This is a genomic window from Microcoleus sp. N3A4 (genome assembly GCF_036701805.1).
Classification (GTDB): Bacteria; Cyanobacteriota; Cyanobacteriia; order Cyanobacteriales; family Microcoleaceae; genus Microcoleus.
In genome coordinates this window covers 57,020-75,098 of sequence record NZ_JAUBRJ010000007.1, presented here as the reverse complement: position 1 = coordinate 75,098, position 18,079 = coordinate 57,020, and the positions used below count along the sequence as shown (strand labels likewise).

20 protein-coding genes and 6 tRNA genes are annotated in these 18,079 nt (G+C 45.6%); 6 read left to right on the top strand and 20 right to left on the bottom strand.

The window, feature by feature from the left end; all coding sequences use genetic code 11:
* Positions 1 to 2 precede the first annotated feature (2 nt).
* The 6 genes from QUA56_RS06290 to QUA56_RS06265 form a co-directional block, all read right to left on the bottom strand.
* A tRNA-Tyr gene (locus QUA56_RS06290) sits at positions 3 to 76 on the bottom strand.
* Positions 77 to 111: 35 nt separating this feature from the next.
* Positions 112 to 193, bottom strand: a tRNA-Tyr gene (locus tag QUA56_RS06285).
* Between the two features lie 13 nt (positions 194 to 206).
* Positions 207 to 281 (bottom strand) — tRNA-Lys (locus QUA56_RS06280).
* Between the two features lie 5 nt (positions 282 to 286).
* Positions 287 to 361, bottom strand: a tRNA-Glu gene (locus QUA56_RS06275).
* A gap of 79 nt (positions 362 to 440) precedes the next feature.
* A tRNA-Cys gene (locus tag QUA56_RS06270) sits at positions 441 to 514 on the bottom strand.
* 208 nt (positions 515 to 722) lie between these two features.
* Positions 723 to 796: transfer RNA gene (locus QUA56_RS06265), tRNA-Asp, on the bottom strand.
* Positions 797 to 1,231: 435 nt separating this feature from the next.
* Between QUA56_RS06265 and QUA56_RS06260 the strand changes: the two genes are divergently transcribed.
* From QUA56_RS06260 to QUA56_RS06250, 3 genes are all read left to right on the top strand, one after another.
* A complete protein-coding gene (locus QUA56_RS06260; RefSeq protein ID WP_333354673.1) occupies positions 1,232 to 1,366 on the top strand; it encodes a hypothetical protein in 135 nt (44 codons plus the stop codon).
* Positions 1,367 to 1,599: 233 nt separating this feature from the next.
* The gene (locus QUA56_RS06255) at positions 1,600 to 2,532 is read left to right on the top strand and encodes a polysaccharide deacetylase family protein (RefSeq protein WP_333354671.1); all 933 of its coding nucleotides are present in this window, start codon (positions 1,600 to 1,602) and stop codon (positions 2,530 to 2,532) included.
* A 294-nt stretch (positions 2,533 to 2,826) separates the two neighbouring features.
* Positions 2,827 to 3,633: a biotin--[acetyl-CoA-carboxylase] ligase gene (locus QUA56_RS06250; protein ID WP_333354669.1), complete on the top strand. Its 807-nt coding sequence runs from the start codon at positions 2,827 to 2,829 to the stop codon at positions 3,631 to 3,633.
* 490 nt (positions 3,634 to 4,123) lie between these two features.
* Here the strand turns inward: QUA56_RS06250 and QUA56_RS06245 are convergent, their stop codons facing one another.
* Complete coding sequence (locus tag QUA56_RS06245) at positions 4,124 to 7,732, bottom strand: OmpA family protein (RefSeq protein WP_333354665.1); 3,609 nt, start codon at positions 7,730 to 7,732, stop codon at positions 4,124 to 4,126.
* Positions 7,733 to 7,852: 120 nt separating this feature from the next.
* Positions 7,853 to 8,950 carry a 4-hydroxythreonine-4-phosphate dehydrogenase PdxA gene (pdxA, locus tag QUA56_RS06240; protein WP_333354662.1) on the bottom strand — a complete coding sequence of 366 codons (1,098 nt, stop codon included), beginning with the start codon at positions 8,948 to 8,950 and terminating at the stop codon, positions 7,853 to 7,855.
* Positions 8,951 to 9,020: 70 nt separating this feature from the next.
* On the opposite strand from pdxA, the gene petM reads away from it, so the two are divergent.
* The 3 genes from petM (at position 9,021) to QUA56_RS06225 (ending at position 11,218) form a co-directional block, all read left to right on the top strand.
* On the top strand, positions 9,021 to 9,125 hold the full coding sequence (gene petM, locus QUA56_RS06235; RefSeq protein ID WP_172189541.1) for a cytochrome b6-f complex subunit PetM: 105 nt from the start codon (positions 9,021 to 9,023) through the stop codon (positions 9,123 to 9,125).
* A 196-nt stretch (positions 9,126 to 9,321) separates the two neighbouring features.
* Positions 9,322 to 10,299, top strand: a complete 978-nt coding sequence (locus tag QUA56_RS06230; RefSeq protein WP_333354659.1) for an NmrA family NAD(P)-binding protein — start codon at positions 9,322 to 9,324, stop codon at positions 10,297 to 10,299.
* 1 nt (position 10,300) lies between these two features.
* The gene (locus QUA56_RS06225; protein WP_333354657.1) at positions 10,301 to 11,218 is read left to right on the top strand and encodes an NAD(+) kinase; all 918 of its coding nucleotides are present in this window, start codon (positions 10,301 to 10,303) and stop codon (positions 11,216 to 11,218) included.
* On the opposite strand, the gene QUA56_RS06220 is transcribed toward QUA56_RS06225, so the two are convergent.
* From QUA56_RS06220 to QUA56_RS06165, 12 genes are all read right to left on the bottom strand, one after another.
* Entirely contained in the window at positions 11,182 to 11,406 is a 225-nt protein-coding gene (locus QUA56_RS06220; RefSeq protein WP_333354654.1) for a hypothetical protein, read from the bottom strand. The genes QUA56_RS06225 and QUA56_RS06220 overlap by 37 nt on opposite strands.
* Positions 11,407 to 11,491: 85 nt before the next feature.
* Complete coding sequence (locus QUA56_RS06215; RefSeq protein WP_333354651.1) at positions 11,492 to 11,899, bottom strand: hypothetical protein; 408 nt, start codon at positions 11,897 to 11,899, stop codon at positions 11,492 to 11,494.
* Positions 11,900 to 11,902: 3 nt separating this feature from the next.
* A complete protein-coding gene (locus QUA56_RS06210) occupies positions 11,903 to 12,115 on the bottom strand; it encodes a hypothetical protein (RefSeq protein WP_333251646.1) in 213 nt (70 codons plus the stop codon).
* A gap of 179 nt (positions 12,116 to 12,294) precedes the next feature.
* Complete coding sequence (locus QUA56_RS06205) at positions 12,295 to 12,516, bottom strand: hypothetical protein (RefSeq protein WP_333354649.1); 222 nt, start codon at positions 12,514 to 12,516, stop codon at positions 12,295 to 12,297.
* Between the two features lie 239 nt (positions 12,517 to 12,755).
* The gene (locus QUA56_RS06200) at positions 12,756 to 13,880 is read right to left on the bottom strand and encodes a PD-(D/E)XK nuclease family protein (protein ID WP_333354646.1); all 1,125 of its coding nucleotides are present in this window, start codon (positions 13,878 to 13,880) and stop codon (positions 12,756 to 12,758) included.
* 380 nt (positions 13,881 to 14,260) lie between these two features.
* The gene (locus QUA56_RS06195; RefSeq protein WP_333354643.1) at positions 14,261 to 14,656 is read right to left on the bottom strand and encodes a type II toxin-antitoxin system VapC family toxin; all 396 of its coding nucleotides are present in this window, start codon (positions 14,654 to 14,656) and stop codon (positions 14,261 to 14,263) included.
* Complete coding sequence (locus QUA56_RS06190) at positions 14,653 to 14,892, bottom strand: DUF2281 domain-containing protein (RefSeq protein WP_333354641.1); 240 nt, start codon at positions 14,890 to 14,892, stop codon at positions 14,653 to 14,655. The genes QUA56_RS06195 and QUA56_RS06190 overlap by 4 nt, the downstream gene beginning before the upstream one ends.
* A 230-nt stretch (positions 14,893 to 15,122) precedes the next feature.
* Positions 15,123 to 15,488 carry a type II toxin-antitoxin system VapC family toxin gene (gene vapC, locus QUA56_RS36755; protein WP_445242877.1) on the bottom strand — a complete coding sequence of 122 codons (366 nt, stop codon included), beginning with the start codon at positions 15,486 to 15,488 and terminating at the stop codon, positions 15,123 to 15,125.
* 34 nt (positions 15,489 to 15,522) lie between these two features.
* The gene (locus QUA56_RS36750; protein ID WP_445242875.1) at positions 15,523 to 15,723 is read right to left on the bottom strand and encodes a type II toxin-antitoxin system VapB family antitoxin; all 201 of its coding nucleotides are present in this window, start codon (positions 15,721 to 15,723) and stop codon (positions 15,523 to 15,525) included.
* 176 nt (positions 15,724 to 15,899) lie between these two features.
* On the bottom strand, positions 15,900 to 16,184 hold the full coding sequence (locus tag QUA56_RS06175) for a DUF6887 family protein (RefSeq protein ID WP_333354638.1): 285 nt from the start codon (positions 16,182 to 16,184) through the stop codon (positions 15,900 to 15,902).
* Positions 16,184 to 16,306, bottom strand: a complete 123-nt coding sequence (locus QUA56_RS06170; RefSeq protein WP_333354635.1) for a DUF6888 family protein — start codon at positions 16,304 to 16,306, stop codon at positions 16,184 to 16,186. Before QUA56_RS06170 ends, QUA56_RS06175 begins: the two co-directional genes overlap by 1 nt.
* Before the next feature lie 10 nt (positions 16,307 to 16,316).
* The gene (locus QUA56_RS06165; protein WP_333354633.1) at positions 16,317 to 17,867 is read right to left on the bottom strand and encodes an ATP-binding protein; all 1,551 of its coding nucleotides are present in this window, start codon (positions 17,865 to 17,867) and stop codon (positions 16,317 to 16,319) included.
* Positions 17,868 to 18,079: the final 212 nt, after the last annotated feature.

Sequence of the window (18,079 nt, the reverse complement as noted above, 5' to 3'; positions counted from 1 at the left end):
AGCGAGAACGGAGGGATTTGAACCCTCAATCTTCAGTTTTATTAACTGAGATGTTATCCGGCTACACCACGCTCTCTTGTTTTACAACTGCATATTAAATACAGTTGCAAATGGGTCGGGCTGGAATTGAACCAGCAACGCTTTAAGCTACTGTTTTACAGACAGCTACCCACGCCAATAGGAGGGCCGACCCAAGATAGAAATTTTGGTAGGTCGTCGAGGAATTGAACCTCGATCCATCCGCTTAAAAGGCGGCTGCAAAACCATTCTGCCAACGACCCACGAGAAGTGCTGACGGGAGTTGAACCCGCAAATCACTTGGGTGAAAACCAAGCGGCTTAAACCATTTGCCTACAGCACTATCGATTTTAGATTTTAGATTTTGGATTTTGGATTGCTCTTTGAGATTTGAGATTGCTCCTGCGAATAAATAGGAACAGAGGTTAGGGCGGGATTTGAACCCGCGAAATTCGGTTTTGCAGACCGACGCCTTCAACCACTCGACCACCTAACCTGGGAGTCCCGACGAGGTTTGCACTCGCAATCTTCACGCCAGAGGGGGAGACGGCTTGACTTTTGCCTGCGGGACTTTGACCCCCGCCGAAAAACGCATACTTGCTTTCCGACAGGAGGTGTGGATTTTAGACCAAAGTTCCAGCTTCCAGATTCTTCTCCTGTGGAGTAAATCTAAAATCTAAAATCTAAAATCTAAAATCGACTGACGGGAGTAACGAGACTTGAACTCGCAACCTTTCGCTCGACAGGCGACTGCTCTGACCGGTTGAGCTATACCCCCGCGACAATGGACAATATTTTGTCCTTGAATTACTGAAGTTGGGACGGGTGGCGGTTGATTCCGCGTACTACAACCCGATCGGGCTATTGTTGCCGGAGTCTACACCGCCAATGTCCGCAATTATGTGACACGATTAACTTCCTATTCTGTTTTCAAGGTTCATATTGCTTGTGGGACAAAGCTTTGAAGCTCTTTCCCCTTCGCGATACGTTTATACTACATTGTGTGTTACAAGACTGTCAAGGGGGTAATACAACTTTTTTTGAAATTGGGTTTTTTAAAGGGGTGCCGATCGCTCCAGCCAACACTCTATGTTACCCCAACCCCTTATAAATCAAGATATTTGGCTGCTAATCTGGTGGTGTCGCGCCAGGTAAATCTGAGGCTGAAGTTGTACTACACTCCGATCTCTCGGAATTCTCGCCGTCGCGCGAGGTGGCACTTCTGGAAAAACAGATTGCGTTTGAGCCGATCGCACTTAACCTCGACGGCGACCAATTTGGGCCGGATTTTCTGGCAATTAACCCGTCTCACCGCATCCCGGTTTTAAATGCTGCGTTCCAGAGGTGAGGGGTAATAACCCTGCGAATTCGCCAACAGTCTCTTGAAATCGCGGTTATACAAACAAAGTCCACCTGCGTGGACTCAAGAAACTCTTAACCTTTGCCTTGCGGGTTTTGTCTGTGTAGGCCTGCATTCGATCGCTGTCAATCCCCGCTGAGACATATTTATCAAAAATTAGGTTTCTTTTCCCTGAAGTTCCCATTATCATAATCTGCAGTGTGGAGTGAAAGGAATCTCAAGTGACCGGAAATCATTTGTTTCAAAGACTGCGAAAAAAATGGCGTTTTGTGGCGATCGTCCTTGCAGCGACTGCGATTAGCTGTATCATCGGTACGCTGATGGCACGAAACCCACAGCGAAGCGACAATCCTGCTGCAACCGCTGCGCTGCAGGTACACAACCTTAACCAATCTTTAACGGTAAATCCGTTAGTAAAGGAAGTTGGGAACGATCGAACAGCGTTTAATCTCGATCGCACTGTTGAAAAACTTCTTACCGTATTGGAATCCCAAGAAAAGCTTTTGACTTTTGTGCCGCCGGAACAGTTTCAGGGAACAACAGTTTTTGAGGGAAAAGTCAAAGATTCTGAGAAAGTTATTGCTTTAACTGTTGATGACGGGCCGTGGCCGGAAATAACGGAACAAATGCTGGATATTTTTAAGCAAAATGATGTTAAAGCAACCTTTTTTTGGCTAGGTAAATCTATCGAAAATTCTCCTGAAATTGCTCGCCGAGTTGTGGCCCAAGGTCACGCGATCGGCAATCATACATGGCATCACTGGTACGATCCGATGGATGCGGCGACGGCGGCTGATGAAATCGATCGCACGGCAAAACTTATTTACGAAACGACGGGAGTTAAGACATCTTTCTTTCGCCCGCCGGGGGGAGTTTTGAATAATGGCTTGGCTAAGTATGCTAAAGAGCAGAATTATGCTGTTGTGATGTGGTCGGTAACTTCTGCAGATACCGATCCGCGCGCTCAACCGTCGGCTTTTGTTAAGAATGTGTTGAAGGGTGCGAAGCCGGGAGCGATTGTTTTGATGCACGACGGCGGGGGCGATCGATCTCGTACTATTAAGGCTTTACCGGAGATGATTGCTGGTTTGAAAAAGCAGGGATATCGGTTTGTGACTATTCCTGAGTTGCTGGAAATGCAAGAGCAAGCGTAGCTAATGGTTGAAGCGATTAATCTTAATTTAAACAGTGCCTGTAGCGGCGGGTTCACCAACAATATATAACGATGAGCGACAATATATATAAACCCGCCCCCGCCCCACCAATAACCCACATCAACCTGACATTTACATTGAATATCAAAATGTAGATTTAGATTGTTTGTTGGGTGGGGCGGGTTTTCGAGATTGTTTATTTGGGGCAATTATGCTTGGTGAACCCGCTCCTACAGAATGTATGAAAATGGTAAAATATCTCCATTCTTTCTTCTTCCTCCGTCATTGATTCCCGTGCCCGCATCCCCAGAACCCGATCGCCCAAACCTTCCTCTTCCTCACTGGCTGCACTCCTTAGATACTTGTCCGAGTACCAACAGTTGGGCTCACGCCCGCGCGGCCAAACTCCACCACGGAGATGCAGTATTTACCAAGCGGCAAACCAGCGGGCGCGGTCAATACGGGCGCACCTGGCACGCCCCAACCGGTGTTTTGACTGTTAGTTTTGTACTCGACAACCTCAACCCCAATCTGTTGCCCGGACTCAGTTTAGCAGCGGGTTTAGCCGTGATTTACGCGATCGAAGATTTGGTTCCCGACTGTCGCGATATGCTGCGCCTGAAATGGCCAAACGATGTCTGGATCGATCGCCACAAATTAGCCGGAATTCTCTGCGAAGCCACTTGCGGCAATACTTCGGAAAAAACTCGCGCTGTTGTGGGAATTGGACTCAACCGCTGCGTAGATTTCGCGGCTGCGGGATTGGATGAACAGGCGATCGGCAATGCGGTAAGCTTGCATTCTATTGCTAGTAAAGTGCCCGATGAACTGTGTTTGCTCGATCGACTGCGGCACTATTTACTTGAACTAGCCGATATGTTTTCCACCACAGACAGGCCAGCCTCCAAGTCCGGTTTAGCGCTACTTTTGCCGGAATTGCGCCGCCGCGATGCGTTGATTGGCTGCAATGTGGCGATCGAACTTCCGTCGGAAACCATCTGCGGAGAAGCCGCGGGCATTAATGGAAGTGGCCAGTTGTTAGTATGCTTGGCGGGCGATCGAATACAAGCCTTTACCTCCGGGCGAGTTCGATTAATTTAAGAGTCATTAGTCAGTAGTTATTTGTTATTTGTTATTTGTTATTTGTTATTTGTTATTTGTTATTTGTTATTTGTTATATAGCAGTCCTAAATCTGTCGCAAAATCGAGCTAGATCGGAATCCTTGTAGTGCGAGCATCTTGCTCGCGTACTATTTTTCAAATCATTTAGGATTGCTATATCAAATCCGGTAGCATCGCAATACGGTTCAGTTAGTGCTAAAAAAACCGATCGTGCGTTGGGTTGAGGAGCGAACCCTCCGTTTCACTCCGCCCAACATTTTCGCTACAATTTTCATTAACCCAAGCGTATTGGGTAGCATCTGAATTATCAGCGTGCGAGCGTCTCGCTCGCGATCTAGGCCGTTCGCTATGGATGCTCGCATATATCATCCAAATATATTATTCCGATGCAACCGTCCATGATATTATTTGCTAGCAATTCCCTATTCCCTATTCCCTATTCCCCATTCCCCATTCCCCATTCCCCACTTTAATTTACCACCTCAAATATTACTAATCTGTTCAGCCACAGCGGTTGATTGGCCTCCACACCTTCAGGACGACCCTTAGTAGAAGCCACTTGTATTCTGTTGCCATTTATCCCTTGTTTAACCAAAGCAGCTTTCACATTTGTCGCCCTTTCCAGTGCCAACTTTTGATTTTCTGCCGGATTGCTTTTAAAATCGCTGTAGCCAATTATCCTCAAATTCTTCGTGCTATTTTCCTCCATGTATTCCTTGACTTTGCTAAGCTTTTGTGCTACGTCTTTCGGCGGAGAAATTGCCGAACCTGCACCGAAATAAAGGCGAACTCCCATTATTTTTGACTGCGGTTGACTTCCTATTATCACTGTATTTGTTACAGACTTCACCCCCGGAATTTTTTCAAAAGCTTGAGTTATTTTCTGAGCATCCGGCACTTTGCTCACGCTGCCTGCAACGGCCACTTTTCCCTCTGCATAGCGAGCCGAGATATCAATGCTTTCTAATTTATTCAAAAGAGCTGCTGTCCGTTTGATATCGGCTTCGACTAAAACCGGATCGGGAGGTACTTCAACGGCTATAATTTTATTGTCAATTCTTAATGTGGGAGCCGCTTGCTGAGCGATTTTTTCCGCTTTCGAGCGCAGCTTTTGATTCGGCACTCGTCCCGAAATCTCCAATAATTTATCTTTAACATCTGCCGCGAGGCGATAAACCGATAACTCTGGAGCAGATTGTAAAGCTAAATTTGTATCTGCTTCTAACCTCGCTGCAACTGAGCTGCGGTATTGATGAATTCCCCAAGGTACGCCAATTAAACCTAACGCTGCTAAGCCAATGATTGGTAAAATTGGAAGTTTAGGAGATTTAACTTTTACATCTGTATCGATTAATTTTTGCAATTTCGAGTTTACCTCTGGTGGCACAGTGGCTGGATCGCCGTTAAATGATTGAATCCGATCTCCGTATTCTTGAACAATATTTTTGAATATCGATCGCATTTTGTACTTAAACCACTGGCGAGTTTCTCCTTGCATCACTACTGCTAGATAACACGAACCCGCTACTTCCAGTACGATCGTAGATGTGCCGTATTCTATTGCATCAATCTCTGCAATATTTCCAGACTGAGAGATGCAATCGTTGACAAAAGCCCGAATAGCAGTCAGCATCCCCGCTACCATGTCTGATTCTAGCTGTTCGCGTTCAGACTGCTGCACTGCTGAAATTACTAAGCCCGATTGTGCTTGAATTAAAAAAACAGCTTTAACACTCAGTGGTGTTGTTTCTTTCATCAGCAATTCTGCTTCTGAAATTCCCTGTAATTTGGCTTTAATTTTACGACTAATTCGCTCGGTACTTAAAGATGATTCGAGTTTTTCATTAATCTCCCGTATCATCTCGGCGATGTATTTTAAAATCGTGCTGCCGATGATCGGATAAAGTGCATCCGACATTGCTTCTCGCTTGAGATGAATTTGCTGTTTGATAGCCGTGGCCATTTCCGGCGCGATCGCCATTGCAATTTCATCGGGCGATTCACTGATTCTGTGGCTGATTCCCACAGAAAGAGCCGGCGATATGGCTACTCCCATTGATTGCCTGTTTTCTCGGGTTTTGGTATTAATTACTTCATCAATTATCGGAGATATTGTTTCGGTAAACGATTTTTTTGACTCATTAATTGTTTGAAGCATCATTTCGGGAAAGATGACTTTAATTCTGGCCACTAATTCTTCCCGATCGCCTCCCCATTCAGCATCAGTAATTTTGCGATCTAGTTCCCCTACTTTATCGTTGAGCCTGTAATTATAACTTACAACTTCATCTAACAATGGTAAAATAGATTCGATGACCGACTTTTGCAGTTGGGCGTGATGGCTAACCATCAGCTCGTCAATCAAAGGTTTCAGTAAATCGGTAAACAAGTCTGTCGATTCATAAATCCGGTGTTCGATCGCCACAATCTTTTGTTCGATCTTCCCGAGTCTTTCATCAATCCTTTTATTCTGAACGATCGCATCGACAGCGGGGGCGATCGCAGATTCTATCTCTAGCTTTGCTTCCCCGATGTTTCGGGACAGCATCTCTACAATTACTGGCATTATTCTTGCCATCAACCCTTCTATCTCGGCTAAAACTTGCTGCTGAACTTCGACAATCTTACTTTCATTATTTAATATTTGTGCTGCAATACCGCTGTTTTGAATAGCGGTGTTGACAGCCGGCGCGATCGCCTCTCTCGCCTCTAACTTTGTCTCGTCGATTTTCCGGTTCAGCGACTCAATCATTAACGGCATCAACCTGGCCATTATTTCTTCCGGCTGAGACTTTTGCTGTCGCTGAAGATTATTTAGTCTACTTTCTACGTCGCTCAATTTTCCTTGAACTTCTCTTTGAAGAATTGCTGATTCTATCAAAGGTTGGATCGCCGCTGCTACCTCTAATTTTGATTCATCGATTTTCCGGTTCAGCAAATCAGTTATTGCTGGCATTAGCACCGCCATTATCTCTTCTGGCTTCTGAATTGGCGACTGTTGCATAGCCAGCCGGCGCTCGATGATGCTCAATACTTTTTCTTCAATTTCTACCCAAGCTATTCTTACCTGTACTGAGGGGGTGACAGCTTCTACAACCTCTAACTTTAATTCACTAATTTTGCGAGTCAGCAACTCGCTAACTACTGGTACTAGCTGCTTGATTAAATCTTCCGGTTGCTGCTGGTAACGCTGCTGAATATTCGCAAGTTTATCTTCAATTCTTACTACGTGTTCTTCAAGTCCGTTTTGATTGTGAATTACTTGATTGACTTTTGGTGCGATCGCCGAAGCTACATCTAACTTAGACTCCTCTACCTTGCGGTTGAGCAATTCGCCCACCACCGGCATCAGCCGTTTGATTAACTCCTCTGCATTCGGCAGTGGCTGCTGGTTGAAATTAGCAATTTGATTTTCCCAACCCGCTAATTTTGCTTCCAATTCGAGCCGATTAATTTTATTATTGCTCGCGAGTTCGATCGCCTTTTTAAATTCCGACTTCAACCCCTCTAATTCTTCTCTTACTAACTCAGGAATTAACGGTTTCAGTAAATTCATCAATTCTTGAGGCTCAGACATGAGCTTCTCAAAATTTTCTAACCTTTGTTCTACGCTCAAAACATTACTGTAAAATTCCGGCAAATCCCTTTCAAACAGCAGTTGTTGCAACTGTTTAAACTGCTCTACTGCTTGTTCTAATTCTTCCTCCGACGGCCGATTATTTTTGGCTACCTTCGCGGTTACAGATGAATCGGGTTCCTCATTATTGTTTTCTCGTCTTTGAGATGGGATCTCTTCATCGTTAGTTAATACTTCCGGTACAATACTCGGTGATTCGATCAGGAAAGACAATTGTTTGCGCCGATTTTCCTCATCCTCCAACCGCTGAACAGACTTTTCCGAAAGGGGTAATTTCAGCTCGCTCGGTTCTTTTTTTGATTTTTTTAATAACTGGAATTCAGTTAGTATGGTTAGCAATTCCTGAAGTTGCTCTCCAGCGTTAGAACTTGCCAGAGTAGCATCAGAAACCTCTTTTTCTGACTGATGTATTTTGCCTGAATTATCATTAGATGCTGACATATTGCGCTACCAAAACTTGATTTTAACCGACCGAAGGAAATTACCAGCTTGCTTGCCGCCTCACCCCAGCGGAAATCAATAGGAATGACACAATTTTTCCGATCGTCAGGCGTACTAAAGCTATCGCCCTATTTTAACTGCTGTTCTGCGACTAGCCAACTGGGCCGCCAACTGCAATGCTGCCTTCATGCTGGAGGCATCGGCAAGCCCTTGACCTACAATATCAAAAGCTGTGCCGTGATCCGGAGATGTGCGGACAAATGGCAAACCAATTGTAGTGTTGACTGCTTTATCGAAAGCCATCAATTTTACTGGAATCAACCCTTGGTCGTGGTACATTGCCAAGTAACCGTCGTGAGCTTCCTTGGCTAAACCGTACCAAACTTTAGCCGGTTTTACCCACAGGGTATCGGGGGGGACTGGCCCGTCTAACTGCACTTGAGGAAAGCGATCGCGCTGCGTTTCCAACCAAGGTATCATCCAGTCTTGCTCTTCATTTCCCAGTTTGCCATTTTCGCCGCTGTGAGGATTTAAGCCAGAAATCGCTATTTTCGGTCTTTCCAGCCCAAAATCTTCCCGCAAACAGTCTATCAGTAATTCTAGTTTTTCACTCAGCAATTCTGGACTCAAAGCATCGGGGACTTGACGCAGAGAAATATGTGTGGTAGCGAGTAAAGTGACGAGCGTCCAGCCGCTGTGGGGAGATGTGGCGGCAAACAGCATTCCGAACCGCTGCGATTTCGCCCTTTCTGCGAGGAGTTCTGTTTGTCCGGGATAATTGTAACCGGCCGCCTGCCAGCAAGTTTTGGAAATCGGGCCGGTTACGATGGCGGAGAATTCGCCGGCGAGGGTACGGGCGATCGCGCTTTCCATGTAAGCAAAGCTAGCCGCCCCGCTAGCTGCACTCCCGACACCGGGCACAATTTCGCCCCACTTGCTGTCTGGTTCGATATCAATAATGTTTAATGTTTCGGGATTTGCCGCTTCTGCTGCTGGATTGCTCGATCGCAACATATCGTAAGTTTGCTGCAAAACTCTCCTAGAACCTATAACCGTTACCCTCAAACCAGCAGCGGGCTCTGCCAAAGCCTTGAGAATCACTTCCGGGCCAATTCCCGCCGGATCTCCCAGAGTTACAGCTAGTTTTGATTCCCGATCGAGACTCAAGGCAGTTTTCTCCAACAAAATACAGGAATTTCGGCACTGAAATTTTAGCATTCATGTACCGGGTTGCCCCAAATTATATTATCTTTATTTAATGCGATCGCCCAATTGGACAGATAAAATCATGAATCCTGAAATTTTCAATGCAGCCTTTTTGTCCTTTTCCCTAATTTTCGTGGGTATAGGTGGAGGCTTCCTCCTGCTCAAATTGCAAGGCGGCGAAGAATAAGTTTTTTCAACCAATCCTTCAGAAGCCTTCTACCTTCTGCCTTCTAGAGTCTACTTGCTGCCGAAAGCAAGCCTTCTGGCGAATATCTCAAGCCTAAAATGAGAAAAATTCAGGTTTTTGTTAAGTTTTTATAACAAACTTAACAAAAACCTGATACCATCTTATAGAAAGTTTAAGATTCATAATTAATCCCTAGATGACTTTATTGATTTTAGGTGCCACCGGCACTCTCGGCCGCCAAATAGCCCGCCGCGCCCTAGACGAGGGCTACCAGGTGCGCTGTTTAGTCAGAAGTTACAGAAAAGCTGCATTTTTGAAAGAATGGGGCGCTGAACTCGTGCCGGGGAACCTTTGCCAGCCGGACAGTCTGCCTCCGGCGCTAGAAGGCGTCAGTGCTATTATCGATGCAGCAACAGCCAGTGCTGCGGATTCTGTAAGCATCAAAAGAGTAGACTGGGACGGAAAAGTATCGCTGATCCAAGCAGCAGCAGCAGCAGGCATCAAGCGTTACATATTCTTTTCCTTTCTCGATGCCGAGAAATATCCCCAAGTCCCCTTGTTGGAAATCAAGCGCTGTACTGAATTGTTCTTAGCAGAATCCGGTCTAGACTATACAATCTTGAGACCTTGCGGCTTTTTGCAAGGACTGCTGAGCCTGTATGCAATGCCGATTTTGGACAATCAGGCAGTCTGGCTGCCCAACAAGCCATCCGCCCTTGCCTACATGAACACTCAGGACGTTGCTAAATTTGCCGTCCGGGCCCTTTCCGTTCCCGAAACCGAGAAAAAAAGCTTTCCGGTGGTGGGAAATCGCGCTTGGGATGCTGAAGAAATCGTGCGGTTGTGCGAACGGCTGTCTGGGAAGCAAGCCAAAATTACGCGGACCCCAGACGCCTTGTTGAAGGCTACTCGTCAATTTGCTAAGTTCTTTCAGTGGAGTTGGAACGTAGCTGACAGATTGGCTTTTTCAGAAGTTTTGGCAGCCGGAAAACCCTTGAAAGCTCCGATGGATGACGTTTACAGTGTCTTCGGAATCGACCCTAAAGAAACTACTACTTTGGAGTCTTATCTCGAAGAATACTTTAATCTGATTCTGAAGAAGCTCAAGGAAATAGAGTACGAGCAGCTTAAAACTAAAAAACGGAGTAAACAAAAAATGCCCTTTACATTTTAAAGTGCCGAAAGCTGGGATTATATACAACGACGTTAAACCTGTGGCTTGTCGCATTGCCGCAGAGTTGGAAAACAAGCTGACTGCCCGCGGCTGGGAGGTCTGTTCGGTTTCTGGTTCTGGAGGAATTCTGGGCTATTCTAGCCCCGATCGCCCGATGTGCCACACTCCGATCGACCAACTCGTCCCCCCCGGTTTTGACAGCGACATGGAGTTTGCAGTGGTTTTGGGCGGCGACGGTACTGTGCTGTCGGCATTTCGCCAAGTCGCTCCGATTGGAGTGCCGCTGCTGACTGTCAATACCGGTCACATGGGCTTTTTAACAGAAACTTACCTGAACTTGCTGCCGCAAGCTTTGGAAAAGGCGATCGCCGGAGAATACGAAATCGAAGAAAGGTCAATGCTGGCCGTGCGGCTGTTTCGAGAAAACGACTGCCTCTGGGAAGCCCTTTGTCTCAATGAAATGGTGCTGCACCGGGAACCGCTGACTTGTATGTGTCATTTTGAAGTGGCGATCGGGCAGCACGCCTCTGTTGACATTGCCGCAGATGGGGTAATTATCTCGACTCCCACGGGATCGACAGCTTACGCCCTTTCTGCCGGTGGCCCTGTGATCATTCCCGGAGTGCCGGTGTTGCAGTTGCTGCCTATTTGCCCGCATTCAATGGCTTCGAGGGCTTTGGTGTTTTCCAACACCGAACCGGTCAAGATTTTGCCGGCGAGTCCGAACCGCCTGGTAATGGTGGTAGACGGGAACGGCGGATGTTATGTTTTGCCGGAGGATTGGGTGCAAGTCGAGCGAGCTCCGTACCAAGCCCGCTTTGTTCGGGTGCAATCTTTTGAGTTTTTCCACATTTTGCGGGAAAAATTGGGCTGGGGCCTGCCTCACATTGCTAAACCGAGTTCGGTTGAGTTGCCTTGATAGTTGTTGGTAATAAGCGGAGTGTAGCGGAGTGCTAAAGTCCCGTCCTTTTGGGGCGGCTTTTTCTTAGCGTTCAGGTTTCTAAGTTTTTGTGCAGGATAAGGCTCGATCGGAATCTCGTAGGGAATCCTTAATTCTCGATCGAGATTCCGAACCATCTCCTCGCGGAAGCAGCGTTTACGAGACAACGGTTCGATTCAGCGGCGACAGATATGACCAAAACGAAGCGCGAAAACCCTGTGCGTCCGCTCCAATAACTTGTTAGCTGGATGGTTACGGGGACTTCGGTTTGACTTCAAATTCCTTTTTGGAACGGTAGAAGCAAACATCAAATTCAAGAAAGAAATTCGTCTGCCCCAGAATCAAAGGTGTATTTGGACGCTTCACCCATGCAAAGACTAATTCAGTTGGTGGAAATTCTCCAATTCTGGCGATCGCAGAAAAAGGCATTGCTGGTTGGTTGCCGAGATTACCAGCTAATTGAATAATGGCTTTGCGATCTTCCCACACCCCGCCCAGTTGAAGACCAAGTTCGCAAGGTAGGACATTAACTGTAGCCCCACTATCCACCAAACCGATCGATTCAACTCTTCGATCTTCCCGGCCTAATGATAATGACAGTCTTGGTAAACTATCAAACTCATTTTGGGCTGGGCTGGTGGTTGAATACTTAAATCGCATACATCAATTGCTCTGTGTTGATTTTTTGAGGGTTTCCATCAAAACTGCACCCGCCCCAAAGCTATCATAGGTCGTTGGCAAATCATATGTTTTAAATGGTTCCAACGGTGAAATATCCTCAGCCATATCCAAATCCTCAGCCAGAATCCGAATTAGTCTGAGTTTTTCTGTTGCGGAAAGCAATCGTGCGGACGGAAGCACTTCAGCTAGTGTCATTTCATGTACCTATTTGCGAGAATTCATATTTATAGTTTACTCTACATGAATCAATCTCAAAAAGCTGGCCTGATACGCTAGCTTTTTATAAGCTATTGAACTGTGTCAATGGCAGGTACGGCATTCGATCGACCATGCCAAGACTGCTGTCAGTGATTTTGTAGGGAAATCTCTGAGCGTCAATCATTCTGTTCTTGTTGTTTTGTCGTCAGAAGATTCATTAAAATATTGGCAGCCTCAGAGCAATTGTAAGGCGACCAGACCGGATACTCTCGATCGGCAACAAAAAAGTTTGTTGCATCTTCTTCTTTGACCAGTTCTATTGCCAGAAACTGCATCAGCCGAAGCTTGTCAATTCTTGAAAGTTCCTGGATCTGTGAGATTAGTTCAGCCAATGGCATTTGAGAATCTCCTCGTTTGAGGTTTGGCGAAAAGATTGGATCTACTAGCTTGTTGCATGGTGCGCGATCGAAGCGTATCTATTGATTCTACCAATTTTCTGATTTGTCAAGCTCTCGATCGAGCTTCCGAATCATCTTCAAAGTCAGACAGCGTTTGCGAGATAACGATTGAGTTCAACGGCGGTTAGTAACCCTGGCATCCCCACCGATTATCTTTATTCCGCCGTTGCAACGATTTGTTAGGTAGCTGGCAACGTATCATCAGAGCTTTCTCCATTGCCTTGAATTGCTACCCAAGGAAGTTTTGAATACTGATCTTTGATCTTTTCTAACTCATCTAGTGCTTGCAGGAAAAATCTTTTGACAGCCACCACGTGGTCTTCTTCAGAAAGAAAATCCTGTAAACTTTTGTCTCGAACTATTCCTGCCCAGTCTTTTGAGCTATCTAAGTTATAACCCCTCCAACCGTACTGTTCGCAAATATCTTTCATCGTTTCAATAATTTCTGCTCGACGCGGTGAATTAGGATCTACTTCAAGTACGAGACGTACTATTGGGTAATCAGTTAAATGTGATGTCTTTAGAATAAAGCCTAGACCACACCACCATTTTCCACTTGGCATTGAGGCAGTCATTAAATACCGCCCATGCCATTGAATCTGGGTAAGAGCTGTAGACTTTTGCTTAATTGCTCCCAGAACTTTCTCAAAGCGCTGACTGACTTCTCCCCACATTGTCTCTTCCATAAGTTTTAGTGATTTTGTGAAATTTGCTAACGCAATCACGTCAATAGAAGAGAACTGATTGTTATGTGCCATGCGATACTCATCCATAAATGTCACAATTTCTTTAACAAGCATTGTATCTGCCTGAGATTTCAAAAATCGATAGAACTGATGCCACCTCAATTGCCTGAACTGAACGGTAGATTGAGAAATATTCTTGAAAATATCTGCTTGATCTTTTGGATCAAAATCACGAGTAATGTACAAAAGAAATTTGTGCTGGAACCCTGAAATTCCATGCAAAATCTCGGCATACCTTGAAAGCTGCTCGTAGCCTTCCTGAGAGCCAATCTTACTTTCGATAAAGATGATGCTACGACTTTTAGCATCTACTAGCTCAATTAAGATATCTGGGCGGCTAGCTAAACGATGATCATCAAGAGGCTCAAACTCCCTCTGTGTTGAAACATAGGCATCCAAATAAATATTTATATCCAATAAGTTTAAATTCTTAAGCCAAGAATAGAGAATTTCCTTGTCTGTACTGAAGAGGTAGGCGACCAACTCAGTGAAGAAATCTTCTAGCGGAATACTGCCTGTATTGAGATTTAAGAGCCGACTGAAAAGCGCCACTAACATTCACCTATGTTTTACTCTCAACAAGTGAGTTTACCGTACAGTCCTAGCCAGAGGCTCAAGCTACCTAACTTATAATGTATCGCATTTGCGGTACAACACTGCATATAGTCGAATAATACCGCCGCTTGAGGATGTATGTCAACCTCTTCTTACTCCCCATCAGAATCTCCTTTCCTCGATCGAGTTCGCCGCACAATTCAACTTAAACACTTAAGCCATCACACAGAAAAAAGCTATTTTTATTATATTTGAGATTAGAGAGCATTTAGAATCGATCGCACACCGTCGGCGATCGCCAAAATCGAGACACTCATTATAATTTCATCACGCTCGAATTACTGTAATTCACCGACGCATCCGGCTAGTCTGAATTTTAGTGTTCAACCGTTTGGGTCATGGAAGGGAGATTGATATATTTTCAAGCCTTGGATAAAACGAAAATCTTTGAGGTTTAGAGTATAGAGGCTAATGTTATGGGTTAGGGCGGTGGCGGCAATCATGGCATCGGGAATTGTGAGTTTATGGCTTAGGGAATATTGCGCCATGAGTTGAATGAATTGCTCTGAGATGGGTCGATCGATGGGAATATTTGGAAGTAAGTCGAGGTGTTTTTGAATGCGGTTTAGTTCGTTTTTGTTGAGTGCGCCATAGTACAGTTCTGCTCTGGTGATAATGCTAATGGTTAAGTTCTGGCTGCCGATTTGTCGTAGTTCTTGAATGATGGCGGTATTGTTTTTATAGAATTCGATGAGAATATTGGTGTCACACAAAATCATTGGTTTTCTTTGCCCCATGCGTCTTTGCGAATGTCGTCTAGAGTGATATTTTTGTCTTCCCAGATTCCGGCTAGCTCAAAAAAGGATTGTTCTCGATCAGAGTCATCTTTTTTTGGTTCTATAGTTTTAGTTTGGCTGGCTTGAAATTCTAGAAATTCGATAAATTCAATAACTTTATTGCGTTGTTCGGTGGAAAAATGTTGGATTTTTTGGATTGCCATTTCTAGGGTTAACATGGGTTTCTCCTGGTTGTTTTTGGTACTATTTTAACGATTTACACAAACATCTTTTTTTTGGATCTACTAGCTTGTTGCATGGTGCGCGATCGATGCGTGTCTATTTATTCTACCAACTTTCTGTAGGTCAAGCTCTCGATCGAGCTTCCGAATCATCTCCCAAGTCAGGCAGCGTTTACGAGATAACGACCCGCTTCACCCGCCACAGATAAACTCAACCTCCAACTACTTTAGAGAACAGATTTCAGTCCAAGACGATCGACGAATGGAAGAAAGTCCCGATCGGCAAATAAGAGTTCGTGATTGTTTTCGATGCAGAAGGTGGCGATAATGACATCGATCGTTTTGCGAACTGTGATGCCTTGCTTTCTGAGGGTGCGAAAGTTGTCAGCACTTTTGATGGCGAGGTCGGCTTCGAGGAAATTGAAGACGGTGAGATTGGTGAGGAGATGCTTGGCCCTGTTGTAGTCGGAGTCTTGGCGAAACCCTTGGAGGACTTCGGTGAGGATAAGGTTGCCGATCGCGATCGGTTGGGTGGTGAGGAGTTGGTCAAGGAGATCGGTTTGTGGGGTGGATTTTCCGTTAAAGTAGTCAATCCAGACGCTGGAATCAACAATAATTATGGGCTTACTATTGTTCCGTATCCGTTCTCATGCGATCGAGGTCGCCGTCCCAGGCGAGTTTACCCCTTAGCGCACGTAGGTTCTCTTGGTTTTTCATTTGGATCAGCAGGCTCAGGGCCAATTCGATGACTTCTTGTTGTGCAGTCAGTCCGGTGACTTGGAGCGCATTGGTGATGAGGGAGCTATCGATTTCGATCGTGGTTTTCATAGGTATTTTTGGGGTGAGTCTTATCGATCGCGCTTTCATCCGATTATAAGCGATCGCCCAACGGGGGCGATCGACATCTAGCGTATCTATTTATTCTACCAATTTTCTTTAGGTCAAGCTCTCGATCGAGCTTCCGAATTATCTCCAAAGTCAGACAGCGTTTGCGAGATAACGGCTCAAATCAGCGGCGGCAGAGTTTCACCGAAACGAAGCGAAAAAACTCTATTCCGTTCCACTGTGTTGTTAGCTGGCTGGCTACTACGCGATGCTTCTAATTTCTGCCGAATTGCTGCCTGAATTTTTGCGTCAAAATCGGGATCGATCGGGCTTGCAATGATTGATTTCGGACGCTGACTGAACCTGTCTAAATATGCCTGACAAGCAGCTCGATCTTGGCGATTTTCCAGAAAGTACCGTTTCAATTCGGCATCGCTCATAGCATCAAAATTCACTTGGCTCATCAGAATACCTCCCCATTCGGTACAATTTCACACTCAAGGTCTTCACCATATCCAGCTAGAACGTATACATTTCGAGTACGACGATCGCACACTGGGGCGATCGCCAGAACCAAAACATTCATCAGAACTTCTTCACGCACGAATCACTGTAACGGTTCGCCCCATTGGTGTCAGATGAATTTCAGTATTCAACCGTTCTTCTAATTCGAGCGCATTGTCGCGTCGATCGAATATCACCAACCACCCTTCATCTTGTCCCAATCGAGCCAAATATCCATCTAACTGTTCCAACCCTTTACTCAACGGATCGACTTTCCGAGTTCGCCAAACCTTCAGTTCAATTCCCAATGTGACTTCACCATAACGCAAACATAAATCCATTCTGTCGCGTCCGATCGCATATTCCCGCTCCAATGTTCCCCCACCATTAATCACCCGATGCAGAAATGCCATCAACACTAAATGCGGGGCAATTTCGGGATAAGATGCACTTTTGAGTAACGGTTCGCCATGCTGTAGCCAAAATCCCATAAAAGTTTTGAGTAACGCTTGCGTGTCTAATTTGCCTTCAGGAGTCAACCAACTCGGTGCAATTTGTGGCAGAGAAGCCATTGGCGTTACGGTGAGCACGCGGGGCAACACTTCTCGATAAATTGGATTGGCGATCGTCAATCCACCCAGAACATCCATCTTACACAAACCCAAATCGATTAAAAACTGAATATCATCATTGGGGATATTGCCCAGTTCCAAACCGGCCAACATCGGCTCGATAATGGCTTTGACTCGGTTTTCTCTGAGTCGTTCTGCCAAACTATCTAAATGCGTATCTTGCCGTTTTATTAAAATTTCTTTAGCTAACAAAATATGTTGTGGTGTAATTTCTATAGATTCATCTGTCACTAATTCTTCTACAATTTCCTTAGCTAAAGCATTCACTAACCAAGGTTGTCCCTGAGTCAGCTCAAAAGCTAAGGCTACGGCTTCAGGTGTAAAAACTTGTCCGGTATCTTGGGTATGTTGCGCGTAGAGTTCGGCGACTTCTGAGGCATTAAAATCTCTGAGAGTAATCGATCGCACTTTAATATTAAACGGACTGGATGTATGGAGTCGATCGCTTCCCCCCGCCGCCACTTTGTAATCGCGAACATCCCGCAAACCAATTAAACCCACCGATTGCGGAAACGCTTTCGGGCGATTGGGATAACCATCGCGCAGTTGGCGCAGAATAGAAATCAAAGCTTGGTCTTGTAGTGCATCAATTTCATCGATGAAAACCACCAAAGGACGAGGAGAAGATTGTGTCCAAGCTTGTAAAGCAGCCCGAATTTTCTGTCCCGATTGCATCGCTGTCCAGTCAGGCGGTTGCAGTTCGAGTGGGAGACGGACGGAAATGTTATCTCGCCAAGCCCCCAAAATAGCCTCTTCTGCACCAGCAATGTCTTGACTGAAGGGTGCGCCGACTTCTACCGACAGCATCACGGCTGTATATTGTCCGCTTTCGGTGAGTTGTTTGGCTAACGCCAGCATAGCGGTGGTTTTTCCCACTTGCCGGGGTGCATGGATGACGAAATAGTTACGTTGAGCGATTAACCGTTCTAAGCTTGGTAAGCGTACCGTGGGCGACAGTGCGTAATGAATGTCTTCTTGGCAAGGGCCAGCAGTATTGAACCAACGCGGCATAGGTCAACTGGGGCGAATGGGGCTGCTCTCAGTTTAGTGTACTGTTGTTGGAATGGCGTTCTATTGTTGTTGAGCGAGGGGGCGATATCGACTGGTTCCCCGATATGTTCTCAACCCCACTCTGGTTTTATTGCTTGATGCAAAACGCGAACAGTTCATGCAACTACTCGCATCCTCTTCCTGATTGGCTAAATTCGAGTTGAACTACAATA

What these genes read in the sequence shown, in the direction of transcription:
- QUA56_RS06230 (WP_333354659.1), top strand. Translation starts at nt 9,322, where the DNA reads ATGACTTTATTGATTTTAGGTGCCACCGGCACTCTCGGCCGCCAAATA.
- QUA56_RS06195 (WP_333354643.1), bottom strand. Translation starts at nt 14,656, where the DNA reads ATGATTTTGTGTGACACCAATATTCTCATCGAATTCTATAAAAACAAT.
- QUA56_RS06190 (WP_333354641.1), bottom strand. Translation starts at nt 14,892, where the DNA reads ATGTTAACCCTAGAAATGGCAATCCAAAAAATCCAACATTTTTCCACC.
- QUA56_RS36750 (WP_445242875.1), bottom strand. Translation starts at nt 15,723, where the DNA reads ATGAAAACCACGATCGAAATCGATAGCTCCCTCATCACCAATGCGCTC.
- QUA56_RS06165 (WP_333354633.1), bottom strand. Translation starts at nt 17,867, where the DNA reads ATGCCGCGTTGGTTCAATACTGCTGGCCCTTGCCAAGAAGACATTCAT.
- QUA56_RS06175 (WP_333354638.1), bottom strand. Translation starts at nt 16,184, where the DNA reads ATGAGCCAAGTGAATTTTGATGCTATGAGCGATGCCGAATTGAAACGG.
- pdxA (WP_333354662.1), bottom strand. Translation starts at nt 8,950, where the DNA reads ATGCTAAAATTTCAGTGCCGAAATTCCTGTATTTTGTTGGAGAAAACT.
- QUA56_RS06200 (WP_333354646.1), bottom strand. Translation starts at nt 13,880, where the DNA reads ATGTTAGTGGCGCTTTTCAGTCGGCTCTTAAATCTCAATACAGGCAGT.
- QUA56_RS06215 (WP_333354651.1), bottom strand. Translation starts at nt 11,899, where the DNA reads ATGCGATTTAAGTATTCAACCACCAGCCCAGCCCAAAATGAGTTTGAT.
- QUA56_RS06205 (WP_333354649.1), bottom strand. Translation starts at nt 12,516, where the DNA reads ATGCCATTGGCTGAACTAATCTCACAGATCCAGGAACTTTCAAGAATT.
- QUA56_RS06170 (WP_333354635.1), bottom strand. Translation starts at nt 16,306, where the DNA reads ATGAATGTTTTGGTTCTGGCGATCGCCCCAGTGTGCGATCGTCGTACT.
- petM (WP_172189541.1), top strand. Translation starts at nt 9,021, where the DNA reads ATGAATCCTGAAATTTTCAATGCAGCCTTTTTGTCCTTTTCCCTAATT.
- QUA56_RS06245 (WP_333354665.1), bottom strand. Translation starts at nt 7,732, where the DNA reads ATGTCAGCATCTAATGATAATTCAGGCAAAATACATCAGTCAGAAAAA.
- QUA56_RS06210 (WP_333251646.1), bottom strand. Translation starts at nt 12,115, where the DNA reads ATGACACTAGCTGAAGTGCTTCCGTCCGCACGATTGCTTTCCGCAACA.